This window comes from Thermomonospora sp. CIF 1, from assembly GCF_001896795.1.
In the GTDB taxonomy this organism is placed as follows: Bacteria; Actinomycetota; Actinomycetes; order Streptosporangiales; family Streptosporangiaceae; genus Thermomonospora; species Thermomonospora curvata.
In genome coordinates, this window is sequence record NZ_MOYN02000013.1 from 13,167 (window position 1) to 31,446 (window position 18,280).

15 protein-coding genes are annotated in these 18,280 nt (G+C 69.6%); 5 read left to right on the forward strand and 10 right to left on the reverse strand.

The window, feature by feature from the left end; translation table 11 throughout:
* Positions 1-324 precede the first annotated feature (324 nt).
* The 3 genes from BUE48_RS24475 to BUE48_RS06100 all read right to left on the reverse strand — a co-directional run bounded on the left by BUE48_RS24475 (position 325) and on the right by BUE48_RS06100 (position 1,836).
* Complete coding sequence (locus BUE48_RS24475) at positions 325-780, reverse strand: DUF397 domain-containing protein (RefSeq protein ID WP_342610198.1); 456 nt, start codon at positions 778-780, stop codon at positions 325-327.
* A 91-nt stretch (positions 781-871) separates the two neighbouring features.
* A complete protein-coding gene (locus tag BUE48_RS06095) occupies positions 872-1,066 on the reverse strand; it encodes a DUF397 domain-containing protein (protein ID WP_012851597.1) in 195 nt (64 codons plus the stop codon).
* A complete protein-coding gene (locus BUE48_RS06100) occupies positions 1,051-1,836 on the reverse strand; it encodes a helix-turn-helix domain-containing protein (protein WP_041439347.1) in 786 nt (261 codons plus the stop codon). The genes BUE48_RS06095 and BUE48_RS06100 overlap by 16 nt, the downstream gene beginning before the upstream one ends.
* 760 nt (positions 1,837-2,596) lie before the next feature.
* On the opposite strand from BUE48_RS06100, the gene BUE48_RS06105 reads away from it, so the two are divergent.
* Both BUE48_RS06105 and BUE48_RS06110 read left to right on the forward strand, forming a co-directional pair.
* The gene (locus BUE48_RS06105; RefSeq protein ID WP_286989249.1) at positions 2,597-3,007 is read left to right on the forward strand and encodes a hypothetical protein; all 411 of its coding nucleotides are present in this window, start codon (positions 2,597-2,599) and stop codon (positions 3,005-3,007) included.
* A 70-nt stretch (positions 3,008-3,077) separates the two neighbouring features.
* Positions 3,078-3,533, forward strand: coding sequence for an ATP-binding protein (locus BUE48_RS06110; protein ID WP_012851600.1), 456 nt, complete (start codon positions 3,078-3,080; stop codon positions 3,531-3,533).
* A gap of 369 nt (positions 3,534-3,902) precedes the next feature.
* Here the strand turns inward: BUE48_RS06110 and BUE48_RS06115 are convergent, their stop codons facing one another.
* The 3 genes from BUE48_RS06115 to BUE48_RS06125 form a co-directional block, all read right to left on the reverse strand.
* Entirely contained in the window at positions 3,903-4,376 is a 474-nt protein-coding gene (locus BUE48_RS06115; protein WP_286989251.1) for an HU family DNA-binding protein, read from the reverse strand.
* A gap of 276 nt (positions 4,377-4,652) precedes the next feature.
* Positions 4,653-6,440: a bifunctional metallophosphatase/5'-nucleotidase gene (locus BUE48_RS06120; protein WP_245536994.1), complete on the reverse strand. Its 1,788-nt coding sequence runs from the start codon at positions 6,438-6,440 to the stop codon at positions 4,653-4,655.
* Between the two features lie 402 nt (positions 6,441-6,842).
* Positions 6,843-8,561 (reverse strand): S8 family peptidase, encoded by a 1,719-nt coding sequence (locus BUE48_RS06125; RefSeq protein ID WP_245536995.1) that lies wholly within the window; start codon positions 8,559-8,561, stop codon positions 6,843-6,845.
* Positions 8,562-9,082: 521 nt separating this feature from the next.
* Between BUE48_RS06125 and BUE48_RS06130 the strand changes: the two genes are divergently transcribed.
* Positions 9,083-9,859, forward strand: a complete 777-nt coding sequence (locus BUE48_RS06130) for a hypothetical protein (protein ID WP_012851604.1) — start codon at positions 9,083-9,085, stop codon at positions 9,857-9,859.
* 18 nt (positions 9,860-9,877) lie between these two features.
* Here BUE48_RS06130 and BUE48_RS06135 read toward each other — a convergent pair whose 3' ends face one another.
* The 3 genes from BUE48_RS06135 to BUE48_RS06145 form a co-directional block, all read right to left on the reverse strand.
* Positions 9,878-11,545, reverse strand: a complete 1,668-nt coding sequence (locus BUE48_RS06135) for a class I adenylate-forming enzyme family protein (RefSeq protein ID WP_012851605.1) — start codon at positions 11,543-11,545, stop codon at positions 9,878-9,880.
* Entirely contained in the window at positions 11,542-12,510 is a 969-nt protein-coding gene (locus tag BUE48_RS06140; RefSeq protein WP_012851606.1) for a cyclase family protein, read from the reverse strand. Before BUE48_RS06140 ends, BUE48_RS06135 begins: the two co-directional genes overlap by 4 nt.
* A 158-nt stretch (positions 12,511-12,668) precedes the next feature.
* Positions 12,669-12,974, reverse strand: coding sequence for an MSMEG_0570 family nitrogen starvation response protein (locus tag BUE48_RS06145; protein WP_286989254.1), 306 nt, complete (start codon positions 12,972-12,974; stop codon positions 12,669-12,671).
* 222 nt (positions 12,975-13,196) lie between these two features.
* Between BUE48_RS06145 and BUE48_RS06150 the strand changes: the two genes are divergently transcribed.
* Both BUE48_RS06150 and BUE48_RS06155 read left to right on the forward strand, forming a co-directional pair.
* Positions 13,197-14,486 carry an acetyl-CoA hydrolase/transferase family protein gene (locus BUE48_RS06150; protein WP_286989255.1) on the forward strand — a complete coding sequence of 430 codons (1,290 nt, stop codon included), beginning with the start codon at positions 13,197-13,199 and terminating at the stop codon, positions 14,484-14,486.
* Positions 14,487-14,895: 409 nt separating this feature from the next.
* Positions 14,896-15,906: a phage baseplate protein gene (locus BUE48_RS06155; RefSeq protein ID WP_148232942.1), complete on the forward strand. Its 1,011-nt coding sequence runs from the start codon at positions 14,896-14,898 to the stop codon at positions 15,904-15,906.
* 13 nt (positions 15,907-15,919) lie between these two features.
* Here BUE48_RS06155 and BUE48_RS06160 read toward each other — a convergent pair whose 3' ends face one another.
* Positions 15,920-18,214 carry a hypothetical protein gene (locus tag BUE48_RS06160; RefSeq protein WP_012851610.1) on the reverse strand — a complete coding sequence of 765 codons (2,295 nt, stop codon included), beginning with the start codon at positions 18,212-18,214 and terminating at the stop codon, positions 15,920-15,922.
* Positions 18,215-18,280: the final 66 nt, after the last annotated feature.

The window sequence follows — 18,280 nt, forward strand, 5'->3', positions numbered from 1 at the left end:
CTGCGGCCTGATGCAAGTGGCCTGACCAGCCGCCCGTCCTGCAACACCGGCGGCTTTCGCCGCAGCGGGAGGCCGCTGGACGGCTCAGCGAGGTTTTCTCAACGAGTCGGTGCCGCCGGGAACCGGCATCGGCTCGCAGGCCGGTGCATGAGCGCCGGTGAAGGCGGGACGGGCGGCATAGGGGCGGTCTGCGAAGGCCCGTGCCGCCGCTGCCGGGGGCGAGACATCCATTGGGAGCAGCGGCGCGGGCCTTCGCTCTGGTAGGGGGCGATACAGTGCGGTTCCCGCTTTATTTCGTTGAGAAAGCCTCAGAGCCTGGTCTGGCTACTGGTCGTACTTACCGGACTTGATGTCCGTCAGCAGTTCAGCGAAAGCAGTAGGAGTGAATCGCAGCACCTCACCGTTCGGGTTCTTGGAGTCTCGTGCTGCCACCTCTCGCAGGGCACGAGCCAGTTCTACGCATGCTCCGCCGTTGCTGCTGCTACGGGAAGACTTGCGCCACTTCATTTCCATTGTTCTGCCACCTTCAGTATCAGCTTGACTGGTTCTCGGTGTGAGAGTGTTCCCGTTCTGAGAATGTCGAAGATGTGGTGTAGATGTATGACGTCTTCTCTGGTCGGTAGCCTCGCTACTGATTGAGATTTTCTCGACGATTGGTGTTGTCGGGAATCGGTATTGGATCGCTGGCCGGTGTATGAGCGTCGGTGAAGGCGGGGGTGGGTGGCATAGGGGCGGTCTGTGAAGGCCCGTGCCGCCGCTGCCGGGGGCGAGAGCGTCCATCGGGAGCAGCGGCGCGGGCCTCCGCTCTGGTGAGGGCGATACAGCGCAGTCCCCGCTTTATTTCGTTGAGAAACCTCAGAGTCCGGCCTAGCTACCGGTCGTACTTGCCGGACTTGATGTCCGTCAGCAGTGCGCTGAACGTGCCGGGCGTGAACTTCAGTGTTCCGCTATTGGGGTTCTTAGAATCCCGCACGAACATCGCACCCTTGGTGCGCGCCAGTTCTACGCAGTTACCACCGTTGGCTCCGCTGCGCGAGGACTTGTGCCACTTCAGTTCTCTGTCCACCGTTCTTCCGCCAATCTTTGGATTAGTTTGACAGACTCCGAGCCCGAGAGAGCTTCTGCTCTGAACTGTTCGAACATCCTGCGTAGGATGGCAACGTTTTCTGTTTCTGTGATCACGTCACCGTTTAGCTGGTTGTCTACATAGGCCGCCTCCCCTGCATCGAAACTTGCGATGACGAATGGTGCCAGGAATCCAGCGCATACTGAGGAGCTGAACGGGATGACCTGCACGACGATGTGATCACGCTCAGCCATCTTGGCTATGTGCATCAACTGGTCGTGCATGATCTTAGGCCCCCCTACGTTGTTCAGTAAAGCAGCCTCAGCGAGGAGGGCTACCAAAGTTGGAGGGTCGTCCTCTCTAGTGAGGATCTTCTGGCGCTCCAGCCGCGCCTTCAGCATCTCGTCGATCTCACCGAGATGCCTGGCCGCCTGGAAAACTGAGGTTGCGTACTCCTTTGTTTGGAGCAGTCCTGGGATGACGGTCGTTTCGAATGACAAGAGGGAGGTTGCCCGGCTCTCGACTGCTCGCCAGGCCGCCATCCACTCCATCGGGGTAGCGGCGTTGATCAGCTCCTTGCGGATCTGGAGCAGCACTCCTTTGGTGTCGAAGATCTTTTCCAGGGCTTCTAGATGATCAGGCTGAGGGATGCGGCGGCCGCGTTCCCAGGAGCGGACCAGGCTTTCGGAGACGAAGACCATTTTGGCCAACTGCTCCCGGTTCATCCCTTTCGCCTGGCGCAGTCGCATGATTTCCTGCGCCAGGAACATTCGCGGTGACAGTGTCGCCATGGGGGGTACAGCTCCGCACAGGTGGGGGGTTCGGCCTTGTCCGGCCGACGCGCCTATGTTTTCCGCCCTCAATCGTAAGCCGTATCGCCACTCTTGACGAGCAGGAATTCACAGCTCGTAACGAGAGGTCAAGAGAAATGATCATTCTCGGTGACGCGATGCGCTCCCGCCACGCCTACCGGCGTCCGCACCGCACCATTCCGGCCGCACATCCCGCACAACCATTCCGCCCCAGTGGCCCAGCCTCGCCCCACCGACCACGACCGCTGACGACGGCTCTCCCCCCTTCAACCGAAAACCCGCCCCACTCAGGCCCTTCACCCGCCCTTCACCCGGCCTCCGCCCTCTTCTGCTCAACGTCTGCCCTGCTTTCCCCAGCTCCCGCCCTGCCCTGTTTGGGACCTGTCTGCCCCCGCCGCTTCTCCGCCTGGCCGCACCGCCCATCCCGCCAGGAGAAACCGCCCCACCACATCTCAGCGGCACCCGCCATCATTCCGACCGAGACGACCACCCCAGGCGGCCGTCCATGGCCCCGCCCCCAAAGCCGGTCCCAGGCCGCGGTCCTGACCGTGCCGCCCGGCCGGCAATCCACGCAACCTTGCCTGCCTGTCCGGGGCCTGCACCGCCACACCCTGGGAGGGCTCGTCCTCACCTCGGCTCGGCCGTCCACCGCGCGCAGCCGCCCGCACCTCGGCCACTCGGCCCGTTCCGCCCCGGCGACCACCCCGGGCGGCCGCTCATGACTCCGCCTCAGGAGCCCCCACCGAGCCACGCCTCCGGCCGCGCCGCTCATCCCACCCAGCCCTCAGACCACCGCAACCCCGCTCCAGCCACCCGACCGCAGACCGCACCCCACCATCCTGGTGACGCCCACCGGCACGCCCGGCCGTCCACGCCTCCGCCCCGGCGGCCGGAGCCGTCCAGCCTCGGTGATTGCACCGCCGAACGCGCCGTCTTCGTCCGCTATCTGCAGGCCGTCATCAACGTCTACGCCCCCTGGACCACCTCCCGGGCGATCAGCGACCGGGAACGCCGTTTCGCCTGCGATCGCGTCGCCAAGGCCCAAGACCTCCTGGACCGCTTCTCCGGACGCGCCCGGCATCCGCCCGCTGATGAGGAACCACCTAAGACCCATCGGCCTCCGCACTGATCACGAGCCCGTGGCGCTCGTGCCGCCGCGGCTTTCCGTGCTTCATCCACGCAATCCAGAAAGGAGTCCCATGCCGCTGCCCGTTGCCGCTTCCGTGCCGGTTGAGCCCGTCCCGTCCATGTACTGGCGGCGCGTCTTCCCCGGCCAGACCACCCAGGTCCGCGCCGCCAGAGCTTTCGCCGCCTGCCTGCTGGAGGGCTTCCCGGCCTTGGACGATGTGCTGCTGGTGCTGGATGAGCTGGCCGTCAACGCCCTGCGTCACACCCGCTCGGGCCGTGTCGGCGGCCGCTTCGTCGTGGAGGTCCGCCACAACCTCATCGGCGTGACCGTCTCCGTCACCGACCAGGGCGGCCCCACCGACCCGCGCATCCGCCCCGTCGCTGATGCCTGTGACCTGTCCGCCTTGGCCGAATCCGGCCGCGGCCTGCTCACCGTGGAGGCGCTGGCCACCGCCTGGTCCTGGACCGGCACGCCGTGTTCCCGAACCGTTCACGCCACCTTCGCCGCCCCGGCGGCCCACTGCTGAGACAGGCCACCGCGATGAGGAAACGGCACGGCCCCGGCCACCTGAGGAGGGGAGTGCGATGGCCGGGGCCGCCGACCGGCGGCAAGACCACGGCCCGGCCCGGTGGCGCATGCGGCAGGCGACCTGAGCCCGTAGCGGCGGCCGTGCCCTGGCCGCACCGCCCGGAGGTGTTCCACGGAGGGGAAAGACATCGAAGGCGAGCCCGGAGAGACGACCCGGGCACTGCATGAGTCCGGCCCCGGTGAGCGGCAGAGGTCGCGAACAGGGGCCGCATCGTCTCGGCCGCATGGCGACCTGGCAGTGGCCCACGCCGGGATACGGCCGGTCAGACCGCCTGGATAGGTCCGGCTGAACGCGCTCGAGAAGACCTCAGTGAGCCTTGGCGGCCTTCTTGCCTTTGCCTTTCTTGCCGGATTTGCCGGACTTTTTCTTGCTCTTCTTGGGCTCCCCGGCCGAAAGGGAGGCGGCGTCCTTCTTCTTGGACTTCTTGCCCTTGGCCGGCTTGGGAAGAGGCTCGGGCTCCGGTAGGGGATCGGACTCGGAAAGCTCGATCGAGATGACGGCGGCGTGCCCGGCGACCCGGTCCTTGAAAGTCTGACCCGCCCGGAACCGGGGCGTCTCGGTGGGCGGGACCTCCACCGGCTCCCCGGTCCGGGGGTTGCGGGCGGTGCGCGCCGGACGGGAGAGCTTGTCGAAGGTGCCGAACCCGGTCACCAGCACCCGTTCCCCGGCCGTCACCCTGTCCATGATCGTCTCGAAGACGGCGTCCACATGGCGCCGGGCCACCGCGGGATCGCTGCCGGCGAGGGCCGCCACCGCCTCGATCAGCTCGGTTCTGTTCAACGGCAGCACCTTTCGACGTGGGGGCTTTCGATGGTCCCTTCCCCGCCGGGACGCCGTCGTGGCGCGGACGGCCGCGGGCACAAGCCCATCGAAACGGCCCGGCTGAAAAGGTCCAGTGCCGGTCAGGCTAGATCAGGCGGGCATTTCACGCCGACTTTCGTCGCCCCAGACGGCGATCTGTGACCGGAATGACGTTATTGAAGGGCTATAGGCGTTGAGAGGACGATAGCCGCCCGGCCCCGCCGCCCGGTTTTCGCCGGGCGGCGGAGCGGGACGTCACGGGACGGCGGTGATCCGGCCGGAACCGCCCTCGGGATAGTCCGCCGCGGTGATCCGGCCGCCAAGGTCATCGGTGAGGTAAGAGGCCAGCGCCTGCTGGTAGGTCAGCCCGACCGTGGTGAACGGCAGGCCGCGGAAGGGCCACTGGTCGCCGCCGCGGGCGCTGAAGTCGTTGGTGGCCACCGACAGGTCCGGCCCCGGCACCACCCGGCCGTTCTCGACGATCACGGTGCCGTCGTCCAGCACCACCGACCGGATCCGGCTGCCGGGGGTCAGCACGGTGCCGTCGTCATCGACCACCTGGGCGGTGCCGGAGGGGTCGTAGCTGAAACGGAAGCCCGCCACCTGCGCGAAGCGCCCGTCGGCGGCGGGGAGCCGGGAGACGGCGTTCTCCAGGATCTCCTTGAACTGGGCGCGCGGCACGTTCGGGACCACCGAGACGAAGTTGCCGAACGGGGCGATGGCGAAGGTGTCCAGCTCGGTGATGGGACCGGCGGGGATCAGGGTGTTGTTGCGGATGCCGCCGCCGTTCTGCAGGGCCACATCGGGCGGCTGAACCCCGTAGGCGGCGGCGTTCTTGCGCCCGGCGGCCAGCAGCGCGTCGGCCACCAGGTTGCCCAAATTGGTCTCCTGGGTGCGCACCCCGGGCTCGCGGCGGCCCTCCAGCGCCACCTCCGACTGGGCGACGACGTTGGCCGCCATGCCCTCCACGAAACGCGACACCGGCTCCACCACGGTCCGCTGGATCTTCGGGTCGGGGGCGACGGCATCCGGCGCCACCCCCGACACCCGCACCGGGCCGCTGGCCGGATCCACCGACAGCACCCGGCCGTGCGCATCGAAGTTGACCACCAGCCGGCCGACGTACTTGTAGTCGCCGGCGGTGGTCACCACCGGGACGTCCACCCCGGCCTTGTCCTTCAAGTGCAGCGGGTAGCGCAGCTTCTGGCCGGTCGCCGGGTCGGTGGAGACGGCGTCCCCGGGCACCAGCGGGGTGGTGTCGGAGGCCAGCAGCTCGTCCCCGCCGCCGGCGATCGCCACGTCCACGTTCCGCAGCAGCGGCACCAGCTCGCGGTCCTCGCCCAGCCCCTGCAGGTGGCTGATCAGGATGATCTTGTCGATGCCGCGCCGGGTCAGCCGGTCCACCTCGGCCTGGATCAGCTCGGCCACGTTCTGCAGCACCTTGACCCGGCGGGGGCTGGAGATGGAGGCCAGCGCGGGCGTGGTGGCGCCGACGACGCCGATCTTCTCGCCGCGCTCGGTGACCGTGGCCGACGCCACGATGGCGCCCTTGCGGGCCAGCTGGTTCAGCCGGGGCTCGTCGCCGACGTCGAGGTTGGCCGACAGGAACGGCGGCGGGTTCTTGCCGAAGCTTTCGATGAAGTCGGCCAGGACGTCGGGGCCGAAGTCGAACTCGTGGTTGCCGATCGCTATCGCGTCATAGCCGATGGCCTTGAGCGCCAGCGCGTCATAGAAGGGCACGCCCTTGCTCAGGCTGGCGGTGAACTCCGGGCCGGCCAGGAAGTTGTCCCCCGACGACAGCAGGACCACCCCGCGCCGGGCCGCCTGACCGGGGCCGGGTTTGCCGGAGGTGGCCTGTTTGCGCAGCTTGCCGACCAGCGTCGCAAAGCGCGCCACTCCGCCGAAGTCCTCCTGCCCGGGGACGCCGAGCAGCTTGGACTCCCCATCATTGTTGTGAAGAATTGTCAGCGTAAAGTCTGGTTTGTCGGGCTTGCCGTGGGGGACGGCCGCCGCGCCGGAGGCGAGCGGACCGGCCAGTGCCAAGGCGGCGACCATGCACGTCGCCGTCAGATGGCGTGGACGTAGATGCGACATCATCGAAACTCCCGAAGACGGGGGCTGCCGCGCGCATTTTAAAGACACGGTGACGTGCGGCGAATGATCAGAGGTTGCCAGGAAAATCCCGCATTGATCGTCAACTGCCGCGTGGCAATCGGGTAAGGAACCTTTTCCAACGCATGGTCTTGGGCGCCGAAGACGGAAGCCCTGACGGTATCCGAGGCCATCACGTTGCAGGTCACGGCACCGCCCCCGTCCCCACCTGCGGGAACGGCATGTTGAAAAGGCGCAGCGGAACGGCCCCGCACCGCCCGGCGCGGGGCCGTTTCACCGAAAGACGGCGATCGTCCTCGAAAACCGCGGCGTCACCGGCGCGTCGGTGAGCCGTCAGCGCCCGCCGACCGCGGCCGAGGCGTTGATGATGCCGTTGCCGTAGAAGCCGTTGCGCTTCTTGGAACCCTCACAGGTGTGGCTGGTGACCACCTCGGTGAAGGACCCGTCGGGCGACTGCACCTGCCGCCGGTAGGTGTAGGAGCCGCCCTTCGGGCAGGCCGTCGCGGTGGCGCTGGAGCGCAGGATCGACTCGGTGATGCGCGGGTCGAGGCCCAGGCCGCTGCGGTCGCGCTTGCCGTACCTGCTGACGATCAGCGCCGCCACCCCGGCCGCGTGCGGCGCGGCCATCGAGGTGCCCTGCAGCGACTGGTAGTAGGCGCACGTGCCGCCCTTGCAGCTGCGGATCACATACGGGACGTTGGGCGTGCCGTCGGCGTTCAGCTCGCCCCGCTGCCGGGCCAGCCGCTCCGGGTAGGCCGCCCAGATGCCGGCGTTGTGGTCGAGCTTGCCGTCGGCGGTGTCGTACTTGTCACCGCCGGGCGCCGCCACCGCGATGTAGCCGTTGCCGAAGCTGGAGTAGTACGCCTTGCGCTTGCTGGGGCCGGTCGCCGACACCGGGACGACCCCCTTGCCCTCGGACGGCATCGACACGCAGCTCGGCGGGATCTGCCGCTCGCGCGGGCTCTCCCCGGGCTCGGAGGCGTAGTTGGGGCTGGAGGTGTCGACGTAGGGCTTGGTGTAGTCGGCGGCCTGGTTGCCGGCGGCGGCGATCAGCGTCACGCCCCGGGCGCGGGCGTAGTCGAGCGCCCGCTGCGTCGCCTCGATGACGACCCGCTGCTCGGCCTGGTCGGCGGCCGAGTCGGCCGGGTTGTCGACGCAGTTGAACAGCCAGGGGTCCACGTAGAAGGACATGTTGACCACGTCGATGCCCACGTCGCCGGCGTAGGTCAGCGCGTCCACGGTCGCCTGCAGGAAGAAGTAGCCCGAGTCCTGCCCGGCGCGCAGGTTGACCAGGGACACCCGCGGGGCGACCCCGGCGATGCCCAGCCCGTTGCGCGGCGAGGCGATGGTGGAGGCCACGTGCGTGCCGTGGTCGTTGTCGTCCACGTCCGCCGGGTCCACGCAGCTGGGCACCTCGCACGGCCCGTCCACCTCGTTGCCGTTGGCGTCCACCGGGATGTCGGTGGTGAAGTTGCGGCTGAGGCGGCGGTTGAAGTTCGGGGCGATGTCGGGGTGCGAGCCGTCGATGCCGGTGTCGATGACGCCCACCAGCACCCGCCGGTCGCCCTCCTCCGCCTTGTGGGCGCCGGAGCCGGTGGCGCCGATCTGCTTCATGTCCCACTGCAGGTTCGCCAGCGGCTCCTCGCCGCGGGCGCCGCCCCGCGGGTCCTTGCGCCGCAGGATGTGACGGCCCTCCTTCTCGACGGAGAACCGCTCATGGAGGCCGCGCACCGGCTTGGGGGCGTGCCCGATGACCCGGTTGACCGCGGCGCCCTCCAGCGCCGCCTGCCGCCGGGCCGCGGCGGCGAAGCCGGCGGCGGCCCGCACCGTCGCCACCCCCACCGCGGTGTTCTCCCGCAGGATCGTGCCGCCCGCCGCCTGCACGGCCGCGCGCGCCCGCTCGGCGGGAACCCCTTCCTTGTAGAGCACCACGTACTCGGTGGTCTGCTCGGTGACCTGCCGTGGTTTGGTCGGTCCCGCATGGGCGGGAAGCGCCAGCGACATCGCGGTGACGACGCCGGTCGCGGTGAGGACGACTCGCCGCACTGTCACACCTCCTAGCCGAGGGAGGAAATGCCTGCTTTGCACCTGACCGGGCGACGTTACTCATTCCCCCTTTTTGTTGACGACCCTCATGCAGATCACAAAATGGAACCTATTGTGTGAAGATGTCGGGTGATCGTGCCGTGTTGACCGCTTCCGTGGTGTTGAGTTACTGGGGGTATGAGATGTTCTTAGACTATTTTCCCTGGTAGATGGGCATTTGGTGGTGATGGGCGTGTGCGGCCGGCTCCTGCCCGGTGGGAGCTGAATTTCCGTTCATCGGCCAGTGGGCGGCTGCTCGTGCCTCTCTAGGGATCCGGTGGATTACCGGCGAAGTTGACCGACCCTTGAAGCTTCCGGGTGCGGAGTGCGGCACTGCGGCGCCCCTTGGGCGCCGGGCGGGCCGCCCCCGCAAACCACCCCGCATACCCGCCCGGCTCGCGGGTAGGGCACGCGGAGTCCGCGGCCCGTGCCCGTCCGATCATCCGCGGCGAGCGCAAGAGCGGGCCTTGGAAGTGGAGGGAAGCACCATGTCCGATGTCCCGCTTCCAGGCGGCTCCAGCCCGCCGGCGGGAACCGCCACGATCGCCAAGATCCTCGCCGTCCCCTTCGGCGCGGCCGCCCGGCTGCGGCACGCCCGCGCCGTCCACCCCCGGGGCCGCACCTACGCCGCGACGCTGCGGGTGACCGACACCGGCCTGGCGGACCTGCTGGGGGAGGAACGGCACGTCGTCGTCCGCCTCTCCAAGGCCACCGCGACCCCGGGCGGATTCCCCGACGTGCTGGGCGTCGCCTTCCGCGTGCCCGCCGACGCCGGGCCGGTGGACCTGCTGCTGGCCACCACCGGCTCCCGGCCCGGCCTGCGGCACCTGCTGCAGGTGCGCCGCTCCTTCGGCGACGCGGTCCACACCACGCTGCTGCCGTACTCGGTGCACGGGCGGATCCGGATGCTGGCGCTGCTGCCGGCCACCACCCGCCGCATCTCCTGCGACATGGCCACTTTGGACGCGGCGATCGCCACCGGCCCGCTGCCGTTCACCTTGGCGACGGCCTCGCTCACCGGCCCCTGGGAGCCCTGCGGGACGCTGGAGATCCACACCCCGCTGCCCGACGGCTCCCCCGACACCGACGCGTTCGATCCCGAGATCAACAACCTGCCCGCCCTGCACCCGGCCGGCCCGCTGCGGCGCTGGCGCCTGCTGGCCTACGCCGCCTCCCGCCACGGCCGCGGGCAGCCCTTCGCCGTCCCGCGCCCGGCTCCCCGCGTCCGGCCCATCAACCACCGGCGCCCCTACGCCTGGAAGTGACGGGCCGGGCCGCCGGCGTCAGGACGAGCCGGAGGCGCGCTCGCGCAGCTCCCGGCGCAGCAGCTTGCCGGTGACGGTCTTGGGCAGCTCCTTGAGGATCTCCACCTGACGCGGGTACTTGTAGGCGGCCATGCGCTCCTTGGCGAAGGCGATGAGTTCCTCGGCCGTGGCGCTGGTGCCGGGACGGAGACTGACGTAAGCCTTGACGGTCTCCCCGCGATAGGGATCGGGGACACCCACCACGGCGGCCTCGCGGACGGCGGGATGCTCATACAGGACGTCCTCGACCTCCCGGGGCCAGATCTTGTAGCCGCCGGCGTTGATCTGGTCCTTCTTGCGGTCGACCAGATAGAACCAGCCGCGGGAGTCCATGTAACCCACATCGCCGGTGCGCAGGGCGCCCCCGGGCAGGGCGTTCTCGGTCTCCTCCGGCTTGTTCCAGTAACCGGCCACCACCTGCGGGCCGGAGGTCACCAGTTCCCCGATCTCACCGGGCGGCAGATCCCGCCCGTCGTCATCGACCACCCGCACCACGGTGTTGTAGACCGGCACGCCCACCGACAGGGCGCCGGAGGCCGGATCCACCGGGGCGTCCGCCCCGAGCGGGACGGCATGAGAGGGGGAGGTGGTCTCGGTCAGCCCGTAGATGTTGTGGATGTAGTGGCCGAAGGCGGACTGGAACGCCTTGACGGTGCTGGGCGGGATGGGCGCGCCACCGGAATAGATCTTCGTCAGGCTGGCCAGCGCCTCCCGGTCGGCGTTCGGGGCGTTCATCAAGGCGATGAACACGGTGATCGAACCGACGGTGAAGGTGGCCCGCTCGGCCCGGACGGTCTCGATCGTCACCTGCGGGTCCAGCCGGTACATCAGCACCAGCGGCGCCCCGGTCAGCAGCCCCGCCGCGATGTGCCCGATCAGGCCGGTGATGTGGAACAGCGGAGCCACACCCAAGATCACATCGTCCGGCCCCAGGCCCACCCAGTCCCGGTAGGTGCGGGCGTTGAACACCACGTTGCGGTGGGTGTTCATCGCCCCCTTGGGCGGGCCGGTGGTGCCGGAGGTGTAGGTCAGGAACGCCACGTCCTCGGGCTTCAGCTCGACCGGGGCCGGGGTACGGCCGGAGAAACGCTCCAGCAGGCCGGCCATGTCGAGGGTGCCCTCGCAGGCGACCGGCTCCACCCCGCCCAGCACCCGGGGGTCGTTGCGGGTCTGGTACTCCAGCTCGGACGTGGTGATCACGGTGCGCACCGCGGTGTCACCGACGACCTTGCCCGCCACGTCCCGGTACAGGCCCTGCAGGCACACCAGCACCGTGGCGCCGCAGTCGTTCAGCAGCTCCCGCAGCTCCCGCTCCCGGTTCATCGGGTTGACCGACACCGCGATGCCGCCGGCCTTCCAGATCCCCAACTGGGCGATCACGAACTGCGGGACGTTCTGCAGGTACAGCGCCGCCCGGTCGCCGGGGGCGAACCCGTGCTCGGCCAGCGCCACGGCGAAGGCGTCGCTGAGCGCGTCCAGCTCGGCGAAGGTGATCCGGCCGTCGAAGTAGCGCAGCGCGTCCCCATCGGGATTGCGCGCGACGGTGGCCTTGAACATCGCCACCGTGTTGGCGTACTCGGGCTCGATGTCGGCGGGCTGTCCCGGCGGGTACAGCGCCAGCCAGGGCCGCTGGTCGTAAACGCTCATCGAATCGCCACCGGGTTGACCGGAGCGCCGGTGCCGCCCACGATCTTCAGCGGCGCCGCCACGTACAGGAAGCTCCACCGGCCGTCGGCGGCGCAGGCGTCGGCCAGGTCGTCCAGCCAGGCGATCTCGGTCAGCGCCACGCCCAGGTTGCGCATCAGCGCGCAGTGCAGCGGCAGCGCCACCCCGGTGTTGGGCTCGTAGGTGACCTCGTTGGCGATGGTGTCGGTGACCAGGTTGGGGATCTCCCGCTGCTGGAACCACTCCACCAGTTCCCGCGAGTAGGTCAGGCCCGGCTCGTTGAAGTCCTTGTAGAACTCCTCCCGGTCGGTGAGCTGGTACCAGTACTTCAGCCAGCCGGTGCGGATGCACAAGATGTCGTGCGGCTCGATGGTCACCCCCTGGGCCTGCGCGGCGGCCTCCAGGTCGGTGTGATCGAACGTCTCGCCCTTCTCCAGCCACGGCTTGCCCCGGTGGCGGGCCATGTCGATGAGCACCCCGCGGCCCACCACGCCCTTTTCGGCGATCGGCAGCACCGACGCCTTCTTCATCTGCCCGACCGTGGTGCGGGCGTCATAGCCGTTCCACAGCTTGCCGTCGTACCACAGGTGGCCGAGCGCGTCGTATTGCGTGGAGCCCTGCAGGAAGATCTGCGCGGTGTCGTCGGAGTAGTGCAGCCCGCCGGGGTATTGCGGCGCGTCGGGCTTGTCCCAGGAGGACTCGTCCAGGACGTTGCGGCGTTCCATGGGGGAGCGGCCGGGCCACAGCGGGTCGCCGGGAGGCTCGGTGCGCCCCATCTGGATCTGCAGGGTGAACACCTCACCGCTGCGGACGTGCCGGATGCCCCGCAGCACCTCGCTCGCGTCCAGGTAGTTCAGGCATCCCAACTCGTCGTCGGGACCCCACTTGCCCCAGTTGGACGGGGCGTCCTCACCGAGGAGCTCGCGCATGGCGGGGGCTTCGGACATCGTCGTCTCCTCCCGTTCGGCCGGGCGGAACGCCCGGCGGACGAGCCAACAAGCGCTACCCGGTCAACATATGAGCGGCTCCTGTAGATATGTCACTGAAAGAAGTAATTAATGCTTTACATTCGGTGAGGTTTGCGCACGCCGGGGCGCGCCCGGGGTCAGCGGACGTTCCCGTAGGCGTCGAGCAGGGCCTCCACGGTCACCTTGGCGCCGTCCATGTCCGCATAGCGGGCGGCGGCCGACTCGATCTCCGCCAGCTGGCCGGTCGCGGCCCGGGAGGGCACCCCGTAGACGGCGCGCACCCGCTCGCAGGCGATGCCCAGCGCCATCCGGCTGCGCTCCACGAACTCTTTGAGGGGGTAGGCGGTGCCGGGGGTGAAGAAGTCCTCGACGATGGTCGAGGGCGAGTAACAGCGCTGCACCACACCGTCCGGCCAGCAGACCTGGAAGTACATCTCCGGCATGCCCACCTCCCGACAGCAAGCCCCTCCCGCGCACGCGCCGGGCCTCTTGCCGCTGCGCACCTCACGCCCTGACCGCATACTTCAGCGGCCGTGCATTACCGGACGGCGGCATCGGCAATAAGCGCCCGTTTCCGAACGCTCACACCTCGCCGCCCGCGCCCTGCGCACGGGGCCGGACCGCAGGCCGCCGTTCGGGCCGCACGGGCGCGGGTAGGTTGCCGGTTGTCGCGATCATTTGTGATCTGGGGGCATTTCGCCGAGATCACCGGGGGTGAGGACGTGCGGGTGATCTCCGAATCGCAACTGGCGGCCGTGCTGGCCGGCGTGCCGGACGACCCCCGCGTGGTGGCCGGCGGCAACTTCGCCACCCCCCACCGGGCGCTGCGGATCCTCGACGAGACGGTGGCGCGGTACCGGCTGTTCATGCTGAACGCCCAAAAAGGCGTGCCGGACCGCGACGGCGTGGTGCTGGAGACGCCGTTCGTGGGGGCCGGGATGCGCGGCCGCGAAGGGCTGCGCTACTTCCCCTGCCGGCTGTCGCTGGTGCCGAACCTGCTGAAGGAGACGCTGCCGCCGGACGTGGTGCTGATCCAGACCACCGTCCCGGCGAGCGGGGCGGTCTCCCTCGGCATCGAGGTCAACATCCTGCCCGCCGCGATCGAGGCGGTGCGCGAACGCGGCGGGCTGGTCATCGCCCAGTTCAACCCCCGGATGCCGTTCACCTACGGGGACGCGGTGCTGCCCGCCGACGAGATCGACTACGCCATCGAGGCCGACCGGCCACTGGCCGCCCCCGAGCCCCGGCCCCGCACCGGGGTCGCCCGGCGGATCGGCCAGCGGGTCGCCTCGCTGATCCCGCCGGAGGCCACGCTGCAGCTGGGCATCGGCGCGATCCCGGACGCGGTGCTGGACTCCCTGCGCGGACGCACGGGCCTTGCGGTGTGGTCGGAGATGTTCAGCGACGGGGTGCTCGCCCTGGAACGCGCCGGCGCCCTGCGCCCCGACACCCCGATCACCGCGTCCTTCGCCTTCGGCTCCCCGGAGCTGTATGCGTGGATGCACCGCAACCGCCGGGTGCGGATGCTGCGCACCGAAAAGACCAACGACCCGGCCCTGATCGCCCGGCGGCCCCGCCTGGTGTCGGTGAACTCCGCGCTCCAGGTGGATCTGTACGCGCAGGCCAACGCCGCCCGGGTGCGTGGGATGATCTACTCCGGTTTCGGCGGGCAGACCGACTTCGTGGTGGGGGCGCTGCACTCGCCCGGCGGCCGGGCGATCATCGCGCTGCCGTCCTGGCACCCCAAGGCCGAGGTGTCCACCGTCATCCCGCGCCTGGCCGGGCCGGTCACCTCCTTCCAGCACAGCTTCATCGTCAGCGAGCAGGGCACCGCCGCGATCTGGGGGCACGACGCCAGTGAGCAGGCCCGGCAGATCATCGACCACGTGGCGCACCCGTCGGTGCGCGACGGGCTGCGCGAGGCCGGGCGCGAACTCGGCTTCCACCTGCCGTAGACCCTGGTCGGCACCGGTGCGGCGGGGAGTGGACCCGGGTGATGTCGCGCAGCGCGATGCCGCTTCCCGCACATGGGCGCCGGTGTCCCCGACTGTCAGGTTCTGCAAGGTGATGTCCCCGGGGGCGGGAAGCTTTCATTGTTCTTTCATATAGTCCCGGGATCAGGGATTTATCTGATTGTATGGCGTGCATGTTTCAATGAGGCTTCTATGGCGATGTCGGATCTTTGTGTATAACGCGGGATCTCTCGTTTTCGGATCCCGCCGAGGTGTGTCGAAAAAGTGTGATCCCCGGGTCGGGGAACCGAAAAAGATTTAAAGGCCGCGTCGATCGGCCGACGGCGGACGGCATGCCGGTATCGTGCCATCTGCTCGTGTTTTCATTCCGGGCTGGATCGGGGGATATTGCGTGGCGCAACGGGCATTCGGCGGCAGAGGGGACAACGGGGCGAAGGCGGCCGTCGTGGCGTTCGCCGTGCTGCTGAGCGGATGCGCGACGGCCGGTACGGAGATCGAGCCGCGGCTGCGGGCGGCCCGCACCGGCGGCCTGCCCTCCTCCAAACGCTTCGACCTGACCGCCCCCTCCCGCGCCCTGTTTTTGAACAAACGGCTGAAATCCGGGCGGGTCATGCAGGGCTTCGGGTTCGACCCGCGCAACAAGCGGCTCTTCGTGGCCCAGCTCGTCGATGAGCCCTCCGCCGACGCAAGCGGCGACCTGGTGATCAATCGGCTGGATTTCTCCGGACGACGCACCGGCCACATGTACCTGAGGGGGTTCGGGCACGGCATATCCATCGGGGTGGAGCCCTCCGGCAAGAACACCTACCTGTGGGTCGAGGTCGATCCCGTCGGGGCGAGCGCCCGCGGCACCCGTCTGGCCCGGTTCAAGTTCGTCCACGGAAAGACGCTGACCGGCGACTCTCCGGCCCTTGCCAAATACCGGCCCATCCCGGGCATCAGGAGCGTCACGGCCGCCATCGACCCGGTCAACCGCCGCCTGGCCATGCGCTACCGCAAGAACGGCAGACGGCGAGTCGCCGTCTACAAACTGGCCGACATCAAAGCGCGCCGCTACCACAAGCGGCTGGTCGACGTCGCCCTCCCGCCTCAAAAAGGCGAAGTCTTCCAGGGCTATGCGCTTTACGGCAGGTACCTGTACACCTACTACGGAACCGCCTACGGCCCCGGCAACCCCAAGCCGGGCAACGCCAGGCTCTCCACCATCGACCTCAACACCGGCAAACGGATCGCCGGCCCCACCCTCACCAAGGCGGGCGCCTCCCTGCCCTACCGCGAACCGGAAGGCATGGCCGTCTACCGCACCGCCTCCGGCCAGATGCGCCTGTTCTTCGGTTTCGCCTCCGGCGACCTGGGCGAACGCCGGGCCAACCTCTTCTACAAGAACGTCCTGATCAAATAGGCCGCCTTCCGGCTCACGGCAGGCGCGCGCCCCCGCGCTGCCGGTGCGAAGGCCGGTCGGGATCGCGCTGCCGGCCGGTGGGCTGCGGGCGCTGCCCGGCGGGCGGCTGCTCCAGCAGCCGCCCCAGTTCGGCGTGGATGCTTTGCAGTTCCAGGCGGTGCCCGCCCGTCAGCGGCGGCCCTTCGCCGGCGACCGCGCTCACCAGGGCCAGCCGGTCCCCGATGTCGCCGATGGCGGCGGTCAGCAGCTCCCGCCGGAACCGGCGGGCCAGTTTGCGGCCGAAGTCGCCGCGGGCCAGCCGCTGGGCCAGGCCGGTGCTCCAGGCCTGCGCGGTCTCCGCCGTCGCGCCGTGCGCGAGCAGCGCCGGTGCCAGCCCGCGCACCACCGCGACGGCCAGCGCCGGGGTGGGCTTCCAAGCGGCGTCGCCCAGGCGCCGCAGGCAGGTGTCGAGGGACAGGCCGCGCCGGTAACCCGTGCAGAGCCGGTACACGACCGCTTCGGCCCCCTGAAGGGGAGGCAGCTCCTCTGCGATGGCCGCGGTGCCCCTGGACAGGTCGGCCGTCCGCCCGGGGGAGGGCGCGGAGCCGGGGAGCGGATCATCGCCGAGGTGCGCGGTGGACCCCGACAGCAGGGCGTCGGTCCACCTCGCCAGGGACGGGTCGGCGGAGCTCAAGGAACCCAGCCGTTCGGCCCAGTAGGGGAAGTCGCCGGCGGGGATCCGCCCGGTGGCCAGCATCTCCCCGAAAGGCCGCAGCACCAGGTGCAGCCGCCCGGACTCGGCCGCCCCCTCCAGCAGCACCGCCAGGCAGTCGCGTCCGGAGGCGTTCAGCCGCCAAAGCAGCTCGGGCGCCGGAGGCTGAGGATCTTCTGCGGCCAGCACCCTCCACAGCGCCAAGAGCGTTTCTGAGTCCCCGTGGGGAGCCGACGACAGCCAGCGCAGCCCTTCCGCGCTCCGGCCCCCGGCGCCGAGCCGGGCGATGAACGCGCACAATAGCAGGGGGTTCTCCAGGACGGCTCGCAGCGTGCGGGGATGCCCTCTGGTGTCACCGGAGACGAGCACGCTGTCGTGGACCAGCCGAGCGGCGTGCCGCGCCCCCGGCACCGCGGCCCTCTCCGGCCCGTCCGGCGGGGTGACCAGGGAGGCCAGGAAGTCGTCTCCGGTGCCGTACTGGTAGGCCAGCGGCAGGGCCTCGGTGATCCCGGTGCGCTCACCCGACCACAGCAGCCGCCGGCATCTGCCGAGCAGCGCGGTCAGCAGCGTGGTGACGTCCTCATCGGCCAGTTCCCGCCACCACCGCTCGATGGTGGGCCAGTCCTGCGGCTCGGCCTTTTCGATCAGCCGGGCCAGGGCCCGGCACGCGGCCGCCCGGTGCTGGGCGTCCAGCAGGATCGGCTCGCAGTCGAACGAGGCGCGCAGCTCCTCCAGGTCCGCTTCCGCGCCCGGCACCTGGAAGGAGTGCGCCATCTCCTCCAGCGTCCGGACGGCGGGGCCGGGGTCGTCACAGGAGCGGGGGGCGGTGTCGGCGGCCAGCCTGCCGATCACCGCCGCGGCGCCGAGCCTCTCGACCGCCCTGCGCAGCGGGAGGAGATGCTCCTGCACGATGAGGGGATCGGGGGTGAGCCGCCCCGACCACGGCAGTTCCATGACGCCGTGGCCGGCGGCATGGCGGGCGAAGAACAACCGCAGCCGGTGCGGGGTGGCGCTGTTGGCCCAAGTGGTGGCGGTGAGCTTGGCGCGGTAGCCGTAGGGGAGCCAGGCCGTCACCTCGTCCAGGAAGCGCAGCCGTTCCTCCAGGGAGGCCTCCTCCGCCTGGGTGATGCACAGGCGCCGTCCCCGCACCAGCAAGGCGGCGGCCAGGGCGGGGTCCGGTTCGGCTTCCCAGGGCGTCCCGGGAACGGCGGCGGGGTCGAACGCGGGCGGATCGATGGTGATCAGCGGGCCGGTGCCGGCCTCGGGCAGTTCGACCCCGGACAGGTGCTCATAGAGGGTCGAGTAGGAGGAGCGGGCCTCGCCCAGGGCTTGGAAGGGAAAGAAGAAGAACCGCGTGGTGGACGCTTCCCACAGATGGCCGGGCTCCTGAGTCTGCAGGGCCAAACCCAGGTGAGGGACTTTGGAGACCTCCACCGTCCCGATGGTCAGCCGGGGCAGCGCCGCCTCCCCGTCCGGGGTGCCGGGGGAGAAGCGGGTGATGATCGTCTCGAAGTGGGAGGCACGCAGCCGTCCCTCGCTATGGGCGAGCACCGTGTACGCGCCGCCGGTCTCCGGGGAGATCCCCCACACCGCCCACTCGGCTTTGATCACTGCCATCGCTCCGCGTCCTCATCCGGCTCGAATCCGGAGCCGGCCCGCCGCAGGCCCCGGGACGGAAAGAAA

Bases quoted from the DNA above. Each gene is read 5' to 3' on its own strand.
- BUE48_RS06110 (WP_012851600.1), top strand. From the start codon at position 3,078: ATGCCGCTGCCCGTTGCCGCTTCCGTGCCGGTTGAGCCCGTCCCGTCC.
- BUE48_RS06145 (WP_286989254.1), bottom strand. From the start codon at position 12,974: ATGCCGGAGATGTACTTCCAGGTCTGCTGGCCGGACGGTGTGGTGCAG.
- BUE48_RS06105 (WP_286989249.1), top strand. From the start codon at position 2,597: ATGACTCCGCCTCAGGAGCCCCCACCGAGCCACGCCTCCGGCCGCGCC.
- BUE48_RS06100 (WP_041439347.1), bottom strand. From the start codon at position 1,836: ATGTTCCTGGCGCAGGAAATCATGCGACTGCGCCAGGCGAAAGGGATG.
- BUE48_RS06130 (WP_012851604.1), top strand. From the start codon at position 9,083: ATGTCCGATGTCCCGCTTCCAGGCGGCTCCAGCCCGCCGGCGGGAACC.
- BUE48_RS06160 (WP_012851610.1), bottom strand. From the start codon at position 18,214: ATGGCAGTGATCAAAGCCGAGTGGGCGGTGTGGGGGATCTCCCCGGAG.
- BUE48_RS06135 (WP_012851605.1), bottom strand. From the start codon at position 11,545: ATGAGCGTTTACGACCAGCGGCCCTGGCTGGCGCTGTACCCGCCGGGA.
- BUE48_RS24475 (WP_342610198.1), bottom strand. From the start codon at position 780: ATGGACGCTCTCGCCCCCGGCAGCGGCGGCACGGGCCTTCACAGACCG.
- BUE48_RS06140 (WP_012851606.1), bottom strand. From the start codon at position 12,510: ATGTCCGAAGCCCCCGCCATGCGCGAGCTCCTCGGTGAGGACGCCCCG.